This is a genomic window from Paraburkholderia acidiphila (assembly GCF_009789655.1).
GTDB classification, from domain to species: Bacteria; Pseudomonadota; Gammaproteobacteria; order Burkholderiales; family Burkholderiaceae; genus Paraburkholderia; species Paraburkholderia acidiphila.
In genome coordinates, this window is sequence record NZ_CP046910.1 from 1,092,669 (window position 1) to 1,109,917 (window position 17,249).

Below are 17,249 nucleotides of genomic sequence, written 5' to 3' on the forward strand. Positions count from 1 at the left end.
CACGAGGCCTATCCTCAAGGGCACGCGCAATGACGACTGCATGCAGTCCAGCGCTGTGAGCATCAGGCAGAGTTGCAGCAGCAGACCGTCGGGCCGAAACAGGAATGGATACATAAGATGTGCGCTGCGCAGCCGCTGAAACCGGCGCCTGACGAGTCAGCAGGTCGCCGGACCGCCCGCGCGGAAAGCGAAATAGCGGAAATCGACAGTCTGGAACCGCGGTGTCTTGATCGCCTTAATGTCCATCAAGAATATCGCCACGCATCGATCCGGGAACATGCGCCGTGAACGGGGCTATTGCCAAAGCGTGCCTGCTTTCAGGTAGTGTTATGGCATGCGCATGCCTGCGGCGGTACTTCTCTTCATATTTAACTTAGAAAGGATTACTCATGAACCTCTCCGCATACGAAGTCAACCTCGACGTGCGCGGCCTTCAGCCGCCCGCCCCCCTGGAGCGCGTGATGCACGCATTGGGCACGCTGGAACCGGATCATCAGTTGCTGATCGTGATCGATCGGGAACCGTTTCCCCTGTATGGAATGCTCATCGATAAGGGCTTCGAATTCGTCGGCGAGAAAATCGCACCCAGGCATCATGAAGTGCGCGTCTGGCGCAAGCACTAATGCGCCGCGCACTTTCGCCAGAGCGCTCGCCCGCGCTTTCGGTCCCGTTCCGCTTCTTCCTCAACGCGCCCCTCTTCGCGTTGCTGGCCGCCGGTCTGCTTGTGTGGGAGGGACCCGGCGCGTTGGCATCGCGTTGGTCCCCGGTCTCACTCGCGCTCACGCATCTGTTCACACTGGGCATTCTCACGAGCGCGATGGCGGGCGCGCTAATGCAGATTCTCCCCGTCGCTACCGGCGTTCGCGTTGCGGCGGCCCACGCGAGCGCGGTCGTCGTCCATACGCTGCTCACTGCAGGGACGCTGGCGCTCTCAGCGGCCTTCATGGTTGGCGCGCCAGCGCTCTATGCCATTGCGCTGCTGTTGCTCGCCGCAGCGCTGACCTGGTTCCTTGCCGCGTGTGCGCTCGGGTTCTGGCGATATCGCCATGCGGAGCGTACGGGTACGGCGGATGTATTGGGGGCGAGCCGGCTCGCGCTCGTCGCCTTGCTCGTAACCATCGCGATCGGCTTGTTGCTGGCGTGCGCGCAAGCCTTTGGCATACCGCTGCCGATCATCGCACTCACCAATCTTCATGCCGTGTGGGGCCTGTCGGGCTGGGTGGGTCTGCTCACCATCGGGATGGCGTACCAGCTGATTCCGATGTTCGTCGTGACGCAGCCGTATCCGCGTGTGTTCGCAGTGGGCCTCGCACCTTCTGTGTTCGCGTTGCTCGCGCTGATTTCGTTCGCCACGGCACGGGTTCCCCGCGTCGAACTACCGCTCGGTGCGCTTTTGCTCGTTGCCTATACCGCGTTCGCCGTTGTCACGCTCCGCCTGCTGTGGACGCGCAAACGACCCTCCGCCGACGTCACCACGTTGTTCTGGCGCACCGCCATGCTATGCCTTACCGCATGCGGCCCGCTGTGGGCCATCCACATCGAAACCGGCAATCCCGCCTGCGCCGTCACGCTTGGCGTCGTGCTGCTGTTCGGCGTGGCATGGTCGCTCGTCAACGGCATGCTCTACAAGATCGTCCCGTTTCTGCTCTGGTATCACGCTCAGCGTTCGCTCACTGGCGCCGCAATGCGGTTCGCACCGAAAGTTAAAGACATGATCCCGGAGCGCGCTGCCTCGATGCAATTCTGGGCGCACCTGGCCGCTCTGGCATTGCTACTCGCCGCCAGTTTGCGACCGATGCTGTTTGCGCGCGCCAGCGGGCTCGCCGCTGGCGTTTCAGCGGCATGGCTAGGGCTGAACATACTCGGCGCGATCCGGATCTATCTGAGCGTATCGCGCAAGGCTTGCGCAACGCAGATCCGTGCTTCCTGAGCGCACAGCACCCGTCAGGCCACGGAGGCTGCGATTCAACCGGGACGTCCGTCGATGCGCGGGCGCGTCAATGCGGGCCAATAGGCGATCGCGTACAGGGCGAATCCAGCAGACCATAGCAACCCGGCGCACAGCACCGCATGAACCGTCAGCGCCGGCGCCACCATCGGCAACACCACCCGCACCAGCGCAGCGAGCGCAAGCATGACGTAGCACGCAATGTCGGCGCGGCTCGCCCGCAACGGGCGGCCAGTGTGCCCGCGCGCGGTGCGTGTCATCATGCCGATGACGAGTCCGCCTATGGCGCCCGCCGTCAATGCATGCGTGGCCACTGAAGGCGTAATCATGCCCAGCGCCGCGAAGCTGCGTAGCAGCAGATGCACGGCGATCCACAGGTATGCGAGGTGCAGCACCCAAACCAGGGGCACGCGCCACGTCTTGAGCGGCTGCCAAAGCCACCAGCGCGCCAGTTGCGCAACCGCACAAAATGCGCACAGCAGCGCCAGCGCGATGCCGCCGAGCTGGAACACGTCCGCCGCCAATAGCGCCAGCACCGCGCCGAGCACGGTCTTTTCGAGCCAGGGCTTGCGCGTTGCCCGTGCGCCTGGCACGCCGTTATTGGTGAACATCGGGATGACGCGGCCTCCCATCACCGACATGATGAAGAGCACCCCATCCAGCCCAAGCTGAACGCCGGCCCAGCCCGGCAATCGCAGCACGCCCAGTTCGCCAAGATGCACGCCCAATTGCGCCAGTGCCAGAAGCACGAGCAGACCAACGAAGAAATAGTTGCGGCGGTTGCGCGCCGCGATGAACGGGACGCCCAGCGCAACTGCGGCAGCGAGCGGAAAAGCCACGTTGACGATTGCCGCCGCCCAGCCCCAGGGCGTCAGCACGAGCACCCTGCCCGCAAGCCACAGCGCGGCCAGGGCCGCAAGCGGCGCACCGGAAAGGGTTGGCCGGTTGCTCCAGTTGCGCCCGGCGGTCAGCAGGAAGCCCACGACCACGGCGAGCGTGAAGCCGAAGAGCATTTCATGCGCATGCCAGATCGGCCCGCGCAAATAGGCGCCCTTGAGCAAACCTGCAAACTGCAGCGCCCATAGTGCAATCGACACCGCGGCAAAACTGCTCGCGAGCAGATAGAAAGGACGAAAGCCCAGTCGCCAGAGTGCGAAGCCTTGCACTGCCGCGGGCGTACGCGGCGGCTCTTCGATCTTGAGAAATTGAACCACGGAGGACTCTCCCACATGAAGCCCGAGTTGATGCGTTGCTTTAACGGCCGCGCTACATGATGTGCCCGCGCGCCTAACCTGCATTTGCTGCCGCGCAACCCCCGGCGCCCGCGCGTCGTGCGACCTTCTGCGGCATCCGTCAAACACACGACGTGCCATCCTGAAGAGGTGTTAAGAATTTCCTTCATCCCGCTTGACGCGGCGTATGCGTCCTCCGAGAGTAGTGTTCGATTCCGCTCCGTGATGGATGCCATACGCTGCCACCGCCAGGCACAGCCGCATTCAGGCGGCTGACGACACGGCGACACTTCGGCGCCACCACGCGATCCGTTGTCCTTGAGCGATTTGTTCGGAGGAAACCTGTTCATGCAGCCCCGGTTGCGGCTTCTCGCGACGGCACTCTCTCTCGCCGCTTCGTGCGCACTGGCCGATACGCGTTATGTCGAAGTACCGGGCGGCGCGTTCCGGAGTGCTATCAAATCTTCCGGCGACAGCAATGACACACTCGTCGTCGCACCATTTCGCATGCGGGAACGACTCGTGACCAACGCGGAATTCCTCGCCTTTGTCGGCGGCGCATCGCGTTGGCGTCGCGACCGTGTCGCCGCCCTGTTTGCCACCCCCGGATATTTGTCGCGCTGGGCCGGGCCGTTGGATCCCGGCCCCGACGCTCCACCCGACGAACCCGTCACCGGTGTTAGCTGGTTTGCGGCGCGCGCCTACTGTGCATCGGAGCAGGCGCGGCTTCCAAAATGGATCGAATGGGAATATGCGGCGGCGGCAGACGAGCAACATCGCGACGCGCGTGAGGACGGCGCGCGGCAAGCGCGCCTGCTCACGAACCTGATGATGACTTTCGGCGCACCGCACATGACACCTGTTCGCCAGCGGCCAAATGTCTATGGTCTCTACGGCATGCATACGTTGACCGGCGAATGGGTGGACGACTACGCCGCCCTGTTCGCGGACACCGACACGCGCAACCCTGGCAACAACAACGAACTGCGGCTTTGTGGCGGCGCGGCGCTCGCGTTCATCGACCGCACCGATTACACGCTGATGATGCGCGTCGCTGCGCTGTCGGCATTGAAACCAGCCGATAGCAGTCACAGCGTAGGTTTCCGCTGCATCAAGGATAGCGATACCGACAACAAGGGCGGGTCATGAAACGCTTCACTCTTTGGCTTTGCGCATGGCTTTTTAGCATCCCGGCCGGCTTCGCCGCACCGCCATCGCTCTCGCTGCCCGGCGATTCGCTGTACCAGACGTCGCTCGCGCTGCAGGATCAGCAAGGGCGCCAGTTCGATCTCGCCTCGATGCGCGGGCGGCCGGTCATTGTCAGCCTTTTCTACACGGCCTGCTCGTCGGTTTGCCCGTTGACGATCGACACCATCGAGCAGATTCGCCATGCAGCAAGTGCTCGAAGTCGCGGCGTACCTGCCGTGCTCCTGGTCAGCGTCGATCCGCTACACGACGACGTCGTGAATCTCGCGGCGATGGCGAAGGCACATGGACTCGATGCGGCGTCCTGGCACCTGACGCGCTCGACGGCGGGAGACCTGATGGCGTTTGCGGCAACGCTCGGTGTCGCTTACCGGCAGCGCACGAACAACGAATTCAGCCACAATGCCGTGATTGCGCTTCTGGACGAGAATGGCCGCATCGTTGCGCGCACATCGGTCATCGGCAGGGTCGATCCGGCATTTGTCGCCGCGGTGCGCGCGCGCTCAACGGTTCATTAGCGCCACTGCGCAAGAAACGGCGCCCATCCGCTCGATCAACCCTTCCTCAAACGCGCAACATCGGGGATCGTGATTTCCCGGCCCTTTATTTCGATCAGTTGCCTCACGCTCAGGTCGCGCAATATGCGTGAAAAGTGCTCGGGCGTGATGTTGAGCCGCGAAGCGATCGTTCTCTTGCCGGTTTCGAGCCGCACGTGCTGCGCGCTCTCGCAGTTGTCGCCCACGAGATTCAGGAGATAACCGACGACGCGCTGCGTTCCTGACTGGAGCGAGTATGCCTCTACGTCGCGCATCAGATTGTGCAAACGCATACTCAGACCGGCCAGCATCTTGCGGGCAAACGCAGGATCGTGCTCGAGCTCCGATACGACCACCGATTTTTTCACGTAGAGAAGCAACGTGTCGGCCAACGCCTGCGCGGACACGATGTAGGGCTTGTCCATGAACATCAGCGCCTCGCCGAAGCCGTCGCCGGGCCCCACGAGACGCACGATCTTCTCCTCACCGACGGGAGAGCTGAAACTCAGCTTGATCAGCCCATAAACGACGGTATGAAAACCCAGACACGGATCGCCGCGACGAAAGATCGTCGCGCCGCGCGGCACTCTTAGCTCTGTTGTTCCGAGTGCCAGAACGTCGAGTTCTTCTGCCGACATTTCGTTGAAGAGCGGCATCTTCGAGAGGAAATCCTGTATTCGAATCTTGCCTGCCCGCGTTGGGCTACTCCGTCCAGTCGCGGCTTTCGGTTGCGATTGGCTATCTGTTTGAAACGCTGCTTTCGCCAACTGGGCGCACGTAGGGGAATCGGTAATCAGAGACATGGCAGTCGATCAATGCTTTGAGGTAACTTTTGTATTGTCACGCGCGCCTGCGTGGCTATATTTGTCCGCAATCAAACAGCTATCCGTCGCTTCGAACGGTATGCCGCACCCGCATTCGCTCGCATCTGATCTCTTCCGCCAGGGCGACTCCGACAACCAACGCTCAATTGAATCAACTCGCGGAAACATTGAGCCGCAACATTTTCTCCGCAGTGAATGCAGCCATACTATCTATACACCTGCCTTTCATCCGAAAGCGATTGACAGCAACGCGGCTGAAAGATAACTGCGCCTTTATCGCCAATCAACGTTAGCAAATCACTATGCGGCTCACAGGCTTCACCAAATATGGTCTGTTGGTGCTGGTCTACGCCACCGTTCACCGTGACGAACTCCTCACGGTCAACCAGATCTCCGCGGCGTTCGGCATCTCACGCAACCATCTGACGAAGATCGTTCATACGCTCGGCAGAGCCGGCTATCTCAGCACGTCGCGAGGCCGTGCGGGCGGCTTGCGGCTTGGCCGCCCTGCGGTGCTGATTACGGTTGGCGAAGTCGTTCGCACGATGGAGCAGGATTTCGACAAGGCCGAGCGCTTCGACACCGAGCACAGCACGAGCGCGACCACTGCCGCCTGCGGACTTCGCTCGACATTCTGGGCCGCTACGCGCGCGTATTTCGATGTGCTCGACCGGTGCACACTCGCCGACCTCGCCTCTGACCACGGCGAGTTGACGCACCTTCTCATCGGCCGCTCGGTCGATCACCCGCCAATGCGTCAATCGTCGTCGTGACACGCGCGTATCAGGCGATCGTACATAGCCTGATACGCGCGGTTTGATGGGAAGAAAGCCGCCTTTGCGTTATTCGACGTTCTTCCAGTACGCGGCATTCAGCCGCCACGCCACGAAAGTCATGCCGCCAAGGAAGAGCAACACCCACACGCCGAGTTGCTTGCGTGTCTGCCGCTGCGGTTCGGACATCCAGCCGAGGTAGGCCACCAGATCGGCTACGTCGGCATCGTAGTCCGCCGGCGAGCGCTGGCCTGGCGTCACCTGCTGATAACCCGTGAAGCGGTGGACGCTTTCTCCGGTCTCCTTGTCAACCGTATCCTCGAACTTCGCCATACGAACGCCCTGCAGCTGCCACAGCGGATGCGGCATGCTCACGTTCTCGTACACCCGGTTGTTCCAGCCAGTGGGCCGCGTGTCGTCGCGGTAGAAACTTCGAAGGTAGGTATAGAGCCAATCGCTTCCACGCGAGCGCGCTTCCACCGAAAGATCCGGCGGCACGGCGCCGAACCAGTTCCTGGCGTCGTCCGGGCGCATGGCGACGCTCATCGTGCTGCCAACCTTGTCGGCGGAAAACAGCAGGTTCGCCTCGATTTGCTTCTGCGAAATGCCGAGATCCTGTAGCCGGCTGTAGCGCATCAGGTTCGCACTGTGGCAATTCAGACAATAATTCACGAACAGCTGCGCGCCATGCTGGAGCGACGCAAGATCATTCGCCTTTTCGGGCGCGTGATCGAGCGCAATCGTCTCCTGTGCCCTCGCTGGTGCACCCGCAGCACCTAGAACGAGTGCAAGCATGGCCGAGGCCGCTGCGCCACGGGCGAGCTTTGAAAGCCGCTTCTTTTTCATCTTCATGTTCGCCTCGCTCGTTGGTCAATGGGGCTTGAAACGCACGCGTTCGGGCGGCTGCTTGAACGTGCCAAGCGGCGTCCAGAACGGCATGCCGAGGAAGAACGCGAAATAGACGAGCGCGCAGATCTGGGCGATCAGCGTGCCCACTGGCGATGGCGGTTTCGTGCCGAGGAACGCCAGAATAAAGAACGCCAGCACGAAGATGCCGAGCAAAGCCTTGTGGAAGAACGGCCGGTAGCGGATCGACTTCACCGGCGCGCGGTCGAGCCACGGCAGGAAGAAGAGCGAGATCACCGCCGTGCCCATTACCACCACGCCCCAGAATTTCGACTCGGTGAAATACATGGCGAGAATCACGAGCACGGCCAGCACGGGTAACCCCAAACGCCATTTGCCGCGCGCGCGCACCAGTGCGAGCAGACCGAGCAGCGCGATCACGATCATCAAGACGATCTTGAACGGGTCGGTGGTGGCGCGCAGCATCGCGTAGAACGCGGTGAAGTACCAGACCGGTGCAATTTCCGGCGGCGTTTGCAGCGGGTTGGCCGGCACGAAGTTATTCGCTTCGAGGAAGTAGCCGCCCATTTCCGGCGCTAAGAACACGATCGCCGCGAAGATCATCAGGAAGATGCACACGCCCATGAAGTCATGCACCGAGTAATACGGGTGGAATGGAATGCCGTCGAGCGGAATGCCCCTCGCGTCTTTCTTCTCCTTGATCTCGACGCCATCCGGGTTGTTCGAGCCCACTTCGTGCAGCGCGATGATGTGGCAGATCACGAGCCCGACCAGCACGAGCGGAATGGCGATCACGTGGAACGCGAAGAAGCGGTTGAGCGTGACGTCCGACACCACGTAGTCGCCGCGAATCCACAGCGAGAGATCCGGGCCGATGAAGGGAATCGCCGAGAACAGGTTCACGATCACCTGCGCGCCCCAGAACGACATCTGGCCCCACGGCAGCAGGTAGCCGAAGAACGCCTCGGCCATCAGGCACAGGAAGATCGCGCAGCCGAAGATCCACACGAGTTCGCGCGGCTTGCGGTACGAGCCATACAACAGCCCGCGGAACATGTGCAGATACACGACCACGAAGAACATCGAAGCGCCCGTGGAGTGCATGTAACGGATCAGCCAGCCCCACGGCACCTCGCGCATGATGTACTCGACCGACGCGAACGCGAGCGTCGCATCGGGCTTGTAGTTCATGGTGAGGAAAATGCCGGTGACGATCTGGTTCACCAGCACGAGCAGCGCGAGCGAGCCGAAGAAGTACCAGTAATTGAAATTCTTCGGCGCGTAATATTCAGAGAGATGGGTCTTCCACATTGCAGTGAGCGGGAAGCGCCTGTCGACCCAGCCAAGGAATCCCTTCGTTTCTACTTCATGTTCAGTGCCGCGCGCCATTTACGCTTCTCCTCTTTCGTCCTTGCCGATCACGAGCTGCGTCGCGGACGTGAACATATAAGGCGGGATATCGAGGTTCTGCGGCGCGGGCTTGTTCTTGAACACGCGGCCGGAGAGGTCGTAGGTGGAACCGTGGCATGGACACAGGAAGCCGCCCGGCCAGTTCTCGGGCAGGTTTGGCTGCGGCCCCGACTGGAAGCGCGGCGTGGGCGTGCAGCCCAAGTGCGTGCACACGGCAACCGCCACGAGAATATTTTTATGCTCTGCACGCGATCGAAACTCGTTCCTGCAGTATTCGGGCTCGGGCATCGAAAAGGGATGCGTCGACAGCGGATCGGCAAGTTCGCTGTCCGCCTTCTGAATGCCGGCGAGCATCTGATCGGTGCGGTTGAAAATCCACACGGGCTTGCCGCGCCAGGCCACGGTCATCATCTCCCCAGGCTTGAGATTGCCGATGTCGACTTCAACCGGTGCGCCGGCCGCCTTCGCCTTTTCGGAAGGCGCAAACGAACCTACGAAAGGCACGACCGCGGCCACGCCGCCAACGCCGCCTGCTACCGATGCCGCAATCAGCCACGTCCGGCGGCCGCTGTCGACATGTTCGTCTTCCTGGACTTGCATGACATTCCTCGTTTCTGAACTATTTTTTTAGACCGCCTCGACAGCGGCGTACCGACGCGAATGGAGCCCCTAGCGCAGCCCTGAAATGTAGTCGGCCACTGCCTTGATTTCGTTATCCGAAAGACGCGATGCAATGGCATGCATGGGCGCACTGTTGTCGCGCGCGCCCGCTCCCTGACTGAACGCCGTCAACTGGGCCGCGGTATATCCTGCCCACTGCCCCGAGAGGCGCGGATATAGCGAGGGAATGCCCTGCCCCGCGGGCCCGTGGCAAGCGGCACATGCCGGCACGCCCTTTTCCGCAATACCGCCTCGATAAATGCGTTGCCCGAGTGCGAGCGTGTCCTTGGCGTGCGCGTAGCCGGGTTGCGGCTGCTGGGCCGCGAAATAGGCGGCGACATCCACGATTTGCTGATCGGAAAGCGTGCCCGCCATGCCTGCCATGATCGGGTTGTTTCGAGCCGGCTGGCCGCCGCCTGGAGGCGCCTTGAAATCGCCGAGTTGCTTGACGATGTACCCGGCGTGCTGCCCCGCGAGCTTTGGATACGTCTCGGCCGCGCTGTTTCCGTCGGCTCCGTGGCACGCCGCGCACACCTGCGCCACGACGGCCTGGCCTCGACTGGCATCGGGCGCCTCGACTTGCGCCGCATGCACGAACACCGCCCAACCCGAAAGACTCATGGTCAATTGAAGACTCACCCAAAGCTTGTGCATTCGTTTCATTCGCACGTCCTGTTTTGTTTTGTAGGGCCGAGAGGTTCCACCGAGCGCGCCAGCGGCGCAGTTTTTCCGCCCCGGATGCTCGCGCTTCCGGGAACTTCCAGTTTGATCGGAATGAAATGTCCATCCTTGCCGACCCTGGTCAGCGGCAGCCCTTCCCTTTCGCGCCGTTTTCTCTCCTTCGCCAGAGGCGGGCAGCTGTGCTCGTCGTAGTACATCACCATGCAATCGAGGCAGAGCATGCACTCCATCTGATCGATCCGCCCTGTGTCGTCGATCGCGAGGGAACCGCAGCCGGCCGCGCAAGCGTGGCAGGTCGTGCATGCGGGTTTGCGCCGCAATTTGAGCAGGCGCAGGCGGCCAGGCAGCGCGAGGCTGGCGCCGAGCGGGCACAGATACTTGCAGAATGGCCGTTCGATAAAAATCGATGCGCCCACAACAACAGTCCAGAACAACACGAAGGGCCACGAGCGGTTGAGCACGCCAACCAGGAAGGTCGTCTTGAACGGCTCGATCTCGGCGAGCTTTTCGGCCCGCGGCATCGAGAAGACCGACACGGCGAGCAAGACCGCAAACACGGCATACTTGAGCTTGCGCAGCCGGTTGTGCCAGTGCATCGGCAGCTTGCGCTGCAGCTTTTTCAATCCCACCGCGCGCGCGAGCTTAAAAAGCATCTCGGACATCGACCCGAAGGGGCACATCCAGCCGCAAAACAAGCCGCGTCCCCAGACAATCACGGTGACGGCGATCACGATCCAGAAGACGAAGATGAACGGATCGGAAAGGAAGAGCGAGAGGTTCCAGCCGCCGAACAGCGAATGGATGAACGTCAGCACCTGCGTGATGGATGGCTGCGCCATCTCGTGCCAGCCCGCGAAACCCATCGCAATCAGCCAGCTCGCCGTTTTCGGCCATGAGACCCAGCGCTTGTTCGCGCGCTTCGCCTTGCGCACCCAGCGCTCGCGCGTCGCGAAGAACAGCATGACGGCCACGGCCCAGCCAATGAAAAGGCCGACTTCGACCTTCTTCCCGTTCCACGCGTTCCACCAGGCCGGCTTCTCCTCCTGAACCTTCGGACGGCCGCCCTCAAGAAAGCGCGCTGGCAGCCAATACGGTGAATTGAACGCCAAAAAACGCTTCGCGCCGGTTTGCTTGTCGATGGTGTGCCCGAGGAAGACGAATTTCCACGGATAAGCGGCACTGAAACTCGCGCTCCGAATGATGAAGATGCCAGTCTCGTTGAAGGCCGGTGCGCCCGCCGCCTGCAGCGAATAGAGGTTCAGATAGTCGGAGTCCTTGAACGTGAACGCATTGATCCCCTGCCTGACCTGAATGCGGTCATAAATCCCGCCGCGCACAAAACCCGACCCCTTGAACGACTCCGTGCCGTTCGCCACGATGAAAAGCGCATGCTCGCCGGGCTTGAGCCGGTTCATGAGTTGCGCGTAATCGTACTCGCCAAGAATGCTCTTGCCGATCGCGGGCGCGTTCAGGTAGCCATAGTAGAGATCGAGATAGGGTGTGCCGCTGTCCGCTGCGCCAACGTCGCTCGCGTGGATCGCGAGGTGCTGGACCGCGCCCATGTCCACGAGCGCAGGCCACCCGTAGCGCGCATTATCGGGCAACAGTTTTGCCTGCGGCAGGACGGCTTCCTTCACGATGCCGACCTGGCTCGCGATCGCGACCGCGCAGCGTGAGATCAACTGGTTTTCCGCTATTGCCGTGACAGTCGCGCCCGAAATGGCGTCGAGGTTCGCGCCGCCCGCGCTGCCTTGCCCGATCTCGAAGCGCGAACCGGCGAACCGGCCAACGTATTGCCGCAGGAATGCGAGCAGCTTGCTTTCGGGTATCCCGACGAGCAGGATGGGCTCGCTGTGCTTGAGCACCCTGACGCCGGTAATCCCCCCTTTCGTGTCCATTCCGATCAGCGTGACGATGGGTTTGCCGGAGTAGCCCTGTATGTCGACGATATCGGTGGAGAGGAATACGTAGCCCTTGAGCACCCGGGCGTGGCCGTCGTTGGCATAGGCCTCGACATAGGGCGGGCTGCCCTTGCGCGCCGAGAACTCATTTGCGCCCGGCAGCACGCCCGCGCAGTCAGTCCATTTGCACATCTCCGGGCGGCTGAACAGTTCGTCCGGCAATTCCTGCTCATAGATCGACGCAAAGGCCGGGTGGGTGAACGAAAAGAGCAGCGCAAAAAGCAGCGCAAAAAACGGCGCGAAGCGCGGTGCGAACAACGAGATCCGGAACGAAACTTTCATTTTGTCGCTTTGTGGGAGCCGCTGGAAATGGCGCGGCATCGACGCGATTAGTTATCCGAAACGCGCCGTAACAGCGAAGACGTCCCGACGCCGCACCGCTTGTCTGACCCCGGCCAGCGCGGCGTCGCCTCGCTCACGTCACTGAATCTTCGAGACCATGAAGTCGACTGCCGCCTTCACCTCGTCGTCCTTCAGGCTCGGATTGCCGCCGCGCGACGGCATCATTCCGTTGTTGCCGGTAAATCCTTCCAGCGCGTGCTTGTACAACGTCGGCTTGCCCTTCGCGATACGCGGCGCCCAGTCTGTCTTGTTGCCTAGAATCGGCGCGCCGCCCGCGCCGGTTTGGTGGCACATGAAGCAGACGCTCTTGAACACCTTCTCGCCACCGGGGGTCGGCGCCGCGGCCGGTGCGGTGCTCACCGCCACCTTGATGAAGCCCGACGGCGCCGGCACGCCTGGGTCGAGCGCCACCACGCCGATGGGCGCAATCGACTTCGGCGTGACGCTGCCCACTTGCGCGGCTGCGCTGCTCTTGTCACATGCAGAAAGGCCGAGCACGAGCGCGAAGCCAATTGCTGCAATCACGGTATTACGAGTTTTCATGGTCTTTCCTTATCGAGGGAAATCAGGGTTCTTCGCTCAAGGCTTCCGACAAGTCGCGCGCAACCGCAACGTCGAAGCCCAGCAGCGGCTGCGCGAGCAGCCGGGCAATCAGCATGCGCACGTTGCGCCACGGCTCCATACCGATTTCGCTGATCGGGTCGTCGACGGTCCGGCCATCCGGCGTATGGCAATGATTGGGAAACGTGCCGAGCGTGGGGTGCACAGGCGCGGTATCGATACCCATCGCCGCTTCGCCCCAGCGCCAGTTCATCGCGTACTCGTTTGGGTCTGCAATGCGCAGCGTCAGTTCGACACCATTGGTCAAACTCAATTCGAGTGCATCGCGGCATAGCGTGACCGAGGCCAGTTGCGTCGCGTCGAACGCCGCCTCGATCTGCTCCTTCAATTCGATGTGCAGCATGATCAAACTCCCGTGGCCAGCAGTTCGCGCAACTGTTCGCGGATGACTTCGCGCGTATTCGCGAGCGTCTTCGCACCGAGGTAGTGCTCGTATGCCGGATGTTCTTCCACGCTGCCCGCCGCGATCAACGCGAGCAGCGCTTTCTCGTCGGCGGCGCGGTATCTGGCGAGGATCAGTTTGCGGTCCTCGCGCAGGTCGTAGAGCATGCGGCTCAGCGCATCGATCTGCTGGGCCGCTTCCGAGGGAACGTTCTGAAAGAAGTGTGTCATCTCTGTTTCCTTACATGCTCTGGTCCTTGACCACGCCGCCGTCGGTCGTGGCCATCTCGCTCGTGATCTGGTTGAAGTGATAAAGCCGGCCGCCTTCGGACCGCGCGAATTGTGCGGCGTCGCTCTCCTTTGCGAATGAAACGAAGGTCTGCCCCATTGCGCCGTGCTTCCTGGAACCGACCACGTAAATCGCCTGCGTTGCGTCGATCCAGTGACCCTCCGGGTGCCGCCAGTCGGCCGCACCCATGTCCTGCACGTACATCACGCTGATCTTGCGATCGTGTTCAGGGCGCAGATAGACCGAAAAGAGCCCGAGCGTGTCGCAAAAGAAGTCGGCATGGCCGTCCGCATAGAGCATCTGCGCCTTCGGTCCCGGATATTCCTCGAGGCTCATGCCGTCGAGCACGCTTACCGTCGAATCGCTGATCTCGTGCGGCGCGGGCAGCGCGCGCGAATCATTCTGGCAACCCGTTGCGAGCACAACGGCAAGCATGGTGGCCGCAATCGCGGCGATCGTCTTGATGGAGGAGTGTTTCATCGATTGAATCTCCAGGCAGCGAGCCCGAGCGGTGCCGCGATCCAGGCGAGCATCACGGGGCCGAGAAAGAGCGGAACGGCCAGCCCGGAGGGAAACACGCTCAGGAGTCCATACATCGTGCGCAAGTCTCCCGGGCCGAAGATGTTCAGAATCCGGAAAACGTCGGACGGATTGAGCATGAGCAGGAGCGGGAACAGCGGGCCGAGCGCCGCGCCGCCCGTGAGCACCAGCGCGCCGAGCAACAGCAGGTCGTACACGAGCACGAAGAAGAACCACAGCGCGATCGCCACGCCGCTCGCCGAGGTGCGGCTTGCGCAAAACACCGAAGCGCACACCGCGAGGCTCAAGAAGACGCAGCCAAGCAGTACCGCGCTGACGACGAAGCCCGCGTATTGAAACCAGTCGGCGGCCGGCGCGCGCACGGCGATCACGATGCCGGCGAGGCCGAAGCCCGCAAGCGTCGCGCAGGATAGCGCCGCGGCGAGTCCCGCGTACTTGCCGAGCAGCAGTTCGACGCGCGTGACCGGATACGACAACAGCAGATTCAACGTGCCGCGCTCGCGCTCGCCAACGATCGCATCGAACCCGAGTATCAGCGCGATCAGGGGCAGCAGATAGATCGTGAGGCTGACGAGACTGGCGATCAGCGCTTCGACGCCGTGAAAGCCAACTGCGCCCTGCGTGGCCGCGCCGAAGTACGACGTCGCCAGCGTGAACACGCCAAACACGAGCGACACGGCGAGCACCCAGCGGTTGCGGATGCGGTCGCGGAACTCTTTTCCCGCGATCACGCGGATCTGCCGCCACGACGAACACATTGCGAGGTTCATGCGCTCACCTCCATGCAACCGAGAAACACGTCTTCGAGCGACGGCTCGTGGATCTGCAGATCCGCGAGCCGGCCAGACAGCGGCGACAACGCAGCAATGGCGGCCATCTTCGCGTCGCGCGGGCACTCGAATGCGATGCGGCGCCCGAGAATCGTCAGGTCACAAAACGGTTCGCGGCGCAAGGCCGTCACGATCGGGTCAATGTCGTCCGATAGCGCGATGACTTCTATGGAAAGCGGCAGGTTCGCTTCATCGCGCAGCGCGGGTACACTGCCCGCCGCGTGGATTCGCCCGGCCTGCAATATCGCGAGGCGGTCCACGCGCTGCTGGATCTCGGCAAGGATGTGCGAGGTGATGACGATGGTCGTCCCCGCTTCCTGACGGGTCTTCAGTGTTTGGTAAAACTCACGGATGCCTTCTGGGTCGAGGCCGTTCGTCGGCTCGTCGAGAAACAGCAGCAACGGCTCGCCGAGCAGTGCCTGCGCAAAGCCGAGCCGTTGCTTCATCCCCTTCGAGTATTCGCGGACTTTGCGCGCAGCCGCGCCGTCGAGACCCACCTGTTCGAGAAGCAGCATGCACTGAGCGGTGTCGACACCCTTCAGGCGCGCGAAAAAGCGCAGCGTTTCGAGCCCGCTCAGGTTGTCGTAGAGCACGACGTTCTCGGGCAGGTAACCTATCCTGCGCTTGACAGCCCGAAAGCGGGGAGCGCCGGTGAATTCGCCGTCGACCTGCACACGCCCTTCATCCGCCGAAAGCAGACCGAGCATGAGCTGGAACAGCGTGCTCTTGCCCGCGCCGTTACGGCCAATCAAACCGAAGAGTTCGCCCCGGCGCACGGTCAGGTCGACACGGTCCAGCGCGCACACCGCGCCGAACGTCTTCGCAACGCCGGTGATTTCAATCATGCTGCCTCCAGACCCAGTTCGCCCAGCCCGGGTGAAAAGGCTTCATACGCGGCGCGTCGTCGACGACACTCGGCACGGCTACGAGTGGGAACTGCTGCGCAATCAGGCGCATCGACTGCACGGCGGGGCTGTTCATGAGCACTTTCACCGCTGGCACGCGCCAGGTAAGCCGGTCGACGAGATCATTCGCCGTATAGGGAATATCGCCAATGCCTCGGCCGCGCTTGTCCCAGCCAAAATAGTTGCTCCAGTAGTTGCCGGGCCACGCGACATCGCTTGCCGCAACATAACGGATCTGCTCCCGGTTACCGATGAAGTCGTTGCCAGTCACGTCGTTATGGACCGAACCACCCCACAGGTGCACGCCGACCGTGTTGTCCACCACGAGGTTGCCGCGGATCGTGTTGTATTCGGCGTCGTAGATGAAAAAGCCGCGCTGGTTGCCGGCAACCACGTTGTTCTCGACCACAGAATCTTGCAGCGTGCGCAGCATGATGCCGTGGTCCGTGTTCCCCCACACCCGGTTGTTCTTCACGACCTGGTTGCGCGACTCCATGATCGCGAGGCCGCCCCGGTTGTGATAGACCTCGTTGCCGTCCCAGACGTTGTAGTACGAGTTCATGTAATGCGTTCCGTAGCGGACGTCGTGTATCGAGTTGCCTTTGAAGAGCGCATGCTGCGACACGTCGACGTAAATGCCGTCACGCGAATAGCTGATCGTGTTGTGAACGATTTGCGCACCCGTCGTGTTGTAAAGCTGGATGCCGTTGCCTCGATCGGGCGAGCGCAGGTCGCGCTTGCCGACGATCACGTTGTCGCGCACGCGCACGTCCGCCGAGTGTTCGATCCACATGCCGAACAGGTTGTAGACGAGTTCGCAGCGATCGATCTGCGCGCGGTCCGAGCCGGGCTGAACGTACACGCCCGCATTCTGCGCGGTCAGGTCAGCACCGCTGTTGACGATCGCAAGACCGCTGATCGTTACGTCCGGCGCCGCGATACGGATGACGTCGCCCGCATTGCGCCCATCGATCATCGGCCGGCCGATTCCGCGCAGCGTGAGGCGCTTGCTGATCTTGAGATTCTCTTCGTAGCGGCCGCCATAGACCACGACCGTATCACCCGGCCGGGCCGCATCGATCGCCGGACCCACCCGCTCGCCAGGATGCACGGTGAGCGTGGCGGCAGCGACAGTGCGCACAAAGAGTGTGGCAAGTACGGGCACCGCAACAAGTGGAAACTCCAGCATTCTGGACTGCCAACGATAGAGATTTTTCAAGGTTCAAACCAGGTCCGCTGGGCG

Annotated in this window: 19 protein-coding genes; 5 read left to right on the forward strand and 14 right to left on the reverse strand. The window is 62.0% G+C overall.

Features of this window, described 5'->3' with window-relative positions:
* Nucleotides 1–389: 389 nt before the first annotated feature.
* On the forward strand, nucleotides 390–623 hold the full coding sequence (locus FAZ97_RS19470) for a DUF2249 domain-containing protein (protein WP_158760064.1): 234 nt from the start codon (nucleotides 390–392) through the stop codon (nucleotides 621–623).
* Nucleotides 623–1,930: a hypothetical protein gene (locus tag FAZ97_RS19475; RefSeq protein WP_158760065.1), complete on the forward strand. Its 1,308-nt coding sequence runs from the start codon at nucleotides 623–625 to the stop codon at nucleotides 1,928–1,930. Before FAZ97_RS19470 ends, FAZ97_RS19475 begins: the two co-directional genes overlap by 1 nt.
* A gap of 35 nt (nucleotides 1,931–1,965) precedes the next feature.
* On the opposite strand, the gene FAZ97_RS19480 is transcribed toward FAZ97_RS19475, so the two are convergent.
* Nucleotides 1,966–3,162 carry an NnrS family protein gene (locus FAZ97_RS19480; protein WP_158760066.1) on the reverse strand — a complete coding sequence of 399 codons (1,197 nt, stop codon included), beginning with the start codon at nucleotides 3,160–3,162 and terminating at the stop codon, nucleotides 1,966–1,968.
* Nucleotides 3,163–3,498: 336 nt separating this feature from the next.
* Here FAZ97_RS19480 and FAZ97_RS19485 point away from each other — a divergent pair, with 336 nt between their 5' ends.
* Together FAZ97_RS19485 and FAZ97_RS19490 are read left to right on the forward strand one after the other, a co-directional pair.
* A complete protein-coding gene (locus FAZ97_RS19485) occupies nucleotides 3,499–4,329 on the forward strand; it encodes a formylglycine-generating enzyme family protein (protein ID WP_158760067.1) in 831 nt (276 codons plus the stop codon).
* A complete protein-coding gene (locus tag FAZ97_RS19490; RefSeq protein ID WP_158760068.1) occupies nucleotides 4,326–4,904 on the forward strand; it encodes an SCO family protein in 579 nt (192 codons plus the stop codon). Before FAZ97_RS19485 ends, FAZ97_RS19490 begins: the two co-directional genes overlap by 4 nt.
* A gap of 35 nt (nucleotides 4,905–4,939) precedes the next feature.
* On the opposite strand, the gene FAZ97_RS19495 is transcribed toward FAZ97_RS19490, so the two are convergent.
* A complete protein-coding gene (locus FAZ97_RS19495) occupies nucleotides 4,940–5,578 on the reverse strand; it encodes a Crp/Fnr family transcriptional regulator (protein ID WP_233271698.1) in 639 nt (212 codons plus the stop codon).
* A gap of 470 nt (nucleotides 5,579–6,048) precedes the next feature.
* Here FAZ97_RS19495 and FAZ97_RS19500 point away from each other — a divergent pair, with 470 nt between their 5' ends.
* Complete coding sequence (locus tag FAZ97_RS19500; protein ID WP_158760070.1) at nucleotides 6,049–6,519, forward strand: Rrf2 family transcriptional regulator; 471 nt, start codon at nucleotides 6,049–6,051, stop codon at nucleotides 6,517–6,519.
* Between the two features lie 69 nt (nucleotides 6,520–6,588).
* Here the strand turns inward: FAZ97_RS19500 and FAZ97_RS19505 are convergent, their stop codons facing one another.
* The 12 genes from FAZ97_RS19505 to FAZ97_RS19560 form a co-directional block, all read right to left on the reverse strand.
* The gene (locus FAZ97_RS19505; protein ID WP_199272164.1) at nucleotides 6,589–7,365 is read right to left on the reverse strand and encodes a cytochrome c1; all 777 of its coding nucleotides are present in this window, start codon (nucleotides 7,363–7,365) and stop codon (nucleotides 6,589–6,591) included.
* A gap of 24 nt (nucleotides 7,366–7,389) precedes the next feature.
* Complete coding sequence (locus FAZ97_RS19510) at nucleotides 7,390–8,775, reverse strand: cytochrome b (protein WP_158760071.1); 1,386 nt, start codon at nucleotides 8,773–8,775, stop codon at nucleotides 7,390–7,392.
* Nucleotides 8,776–9,396: a ubiquinol-cytochrome c reductase iron-sulfur subunit gene (gene petA, locus FAZ97_RS19515; protein ID WP_158760072.1), complete on the reverse strand. Its 621-nt coding sequence runs from the start codon at nucleotides 9,394–9,396 to the stop codon at nucleotides 8,776–8,778.
* A gap of 69 nt (nucleotides 9,397–9,465) precedes the next feature.
* Nucleotides 9,466–10,119 carry a c-type cytochrome gene (locus FAZ97_RS19520; protein WP_158760073.1) on the reverse strand — a complete coding sequence of 218 codons (654 nt, stop codon included), beginning with the start codon at nucleotides 10,117–10,119 and terminating at the stop codon, nucleotides 9,466–9,468.
* The gene (locus tag FAZ97_RS19525) at nucleotides 10,116–12,380 is read right to left on the reverse strand and encodes a 4Fe-4S binding protein (protein ID WP_158760074.1); all 2,265 of its coding nucleotides are present in this window, start codon (nucleotides 12,378–12,380) and stop codon (nucleotides 10,116–10,118) included. The genes FAZ97_RS19520 and FAZ97_RS19525 overlap by 4 nt, the downstream gene beginning before the upstream one ends.
* A 138-nt stretch (nucleotides 12,381–12,518) precedes the next feature.
* Nucleotides 12,519–12,983, reverse strand: coding sequence for a c-type cytochrome (locus tag FAZ97_RS19530; RefSeq protein WP_158760075.1), 465 nt, complete (start codon nucleotides 12,981–12,983; stop codon nucleotides 12,519–12,521).
* Between the two features lie 22 nt (nucleotides 12,984–13,005).
* Entirely contained in the window at nucleotides 13,006–13,404 is a 399-nt protein-coding gene (locus FAZ97_RS19535; protein ID WP_158760076.1) for a hypothetical protein, read from the reverse strand.
* A 2-nt stretch (nucleotides 13,405–13,406) separates the two neighbouring features.
* A complete protein-coding gene (locus tag FAZ97_RS19540; RefSeq protein WP_158760077.1) occupies nucleotides 13,407–13,673 on the reverse strand; it encodes a hypothetical protein in 267 nt (88 codons plus the stop codon).
* A 10-nt stretch (nucleotides 13,674–13,683) separates the two neighbouring features.
* The gene (locus FAZ97_RS19545) at nucleotides 13,684–14,166 is read right to left on the reverse strand and encodes a nitrous oxide reductase accessory protein NosL (protein WP_407671878.1); all 483 of its coding nucleotides are present in this window, start codon (nucleotides 14,164–14,166) and stop codon (nucleotides 13,684–13,686) included.
* 41 nt (nucleotides 14,167–14,207) lie between these two features.
* Nucleotides 14,208–15,041, reverse strand: coding sequence for an ABC transporter permease (locus FAZ97_RS19550; protein WP_158760079.1), 834 nt, complete (start codon nucleotides 15,039–15,041; stop codon nucleotides 14,208–14,210).
* Nucleotides 15,038–15,946: an ABC transporter ATP-binding protein gene (locus tag FAZ97_RS19555; RefSeq protein ID WP_158760080.1), complete on the reverse strand. Its 909-nt coding sequence runs from the start codon at nucleotides 15,944–15,946 to the stop codon at nucleotides 15,038–15,040. The genes FAZ97_RS19550 and FAZ97_RS19555 overlap by 4 nt, the downstream gene beginning before the upstream one ends.
* Nucleotides 15,939–17,195 (reverse strand): nitrous oxide reductase family maturation protein NosD, encoded by a 1,257-nt coding sequence (locus FAZ97_RS19560; protein WP_158760081.1) that lies wholly within the window; start codon nucleotides 17,193–17,195, stop codon nucleotides 15,939–15,941. Before FAZ97_RS19560 ends, FAZ97_RS19555 begins: the two co-directional genes overlap by 8 nt.
* Between the last annotated feature and the right edge of the window lie 54 nt (nucleotides 17,196–17,249).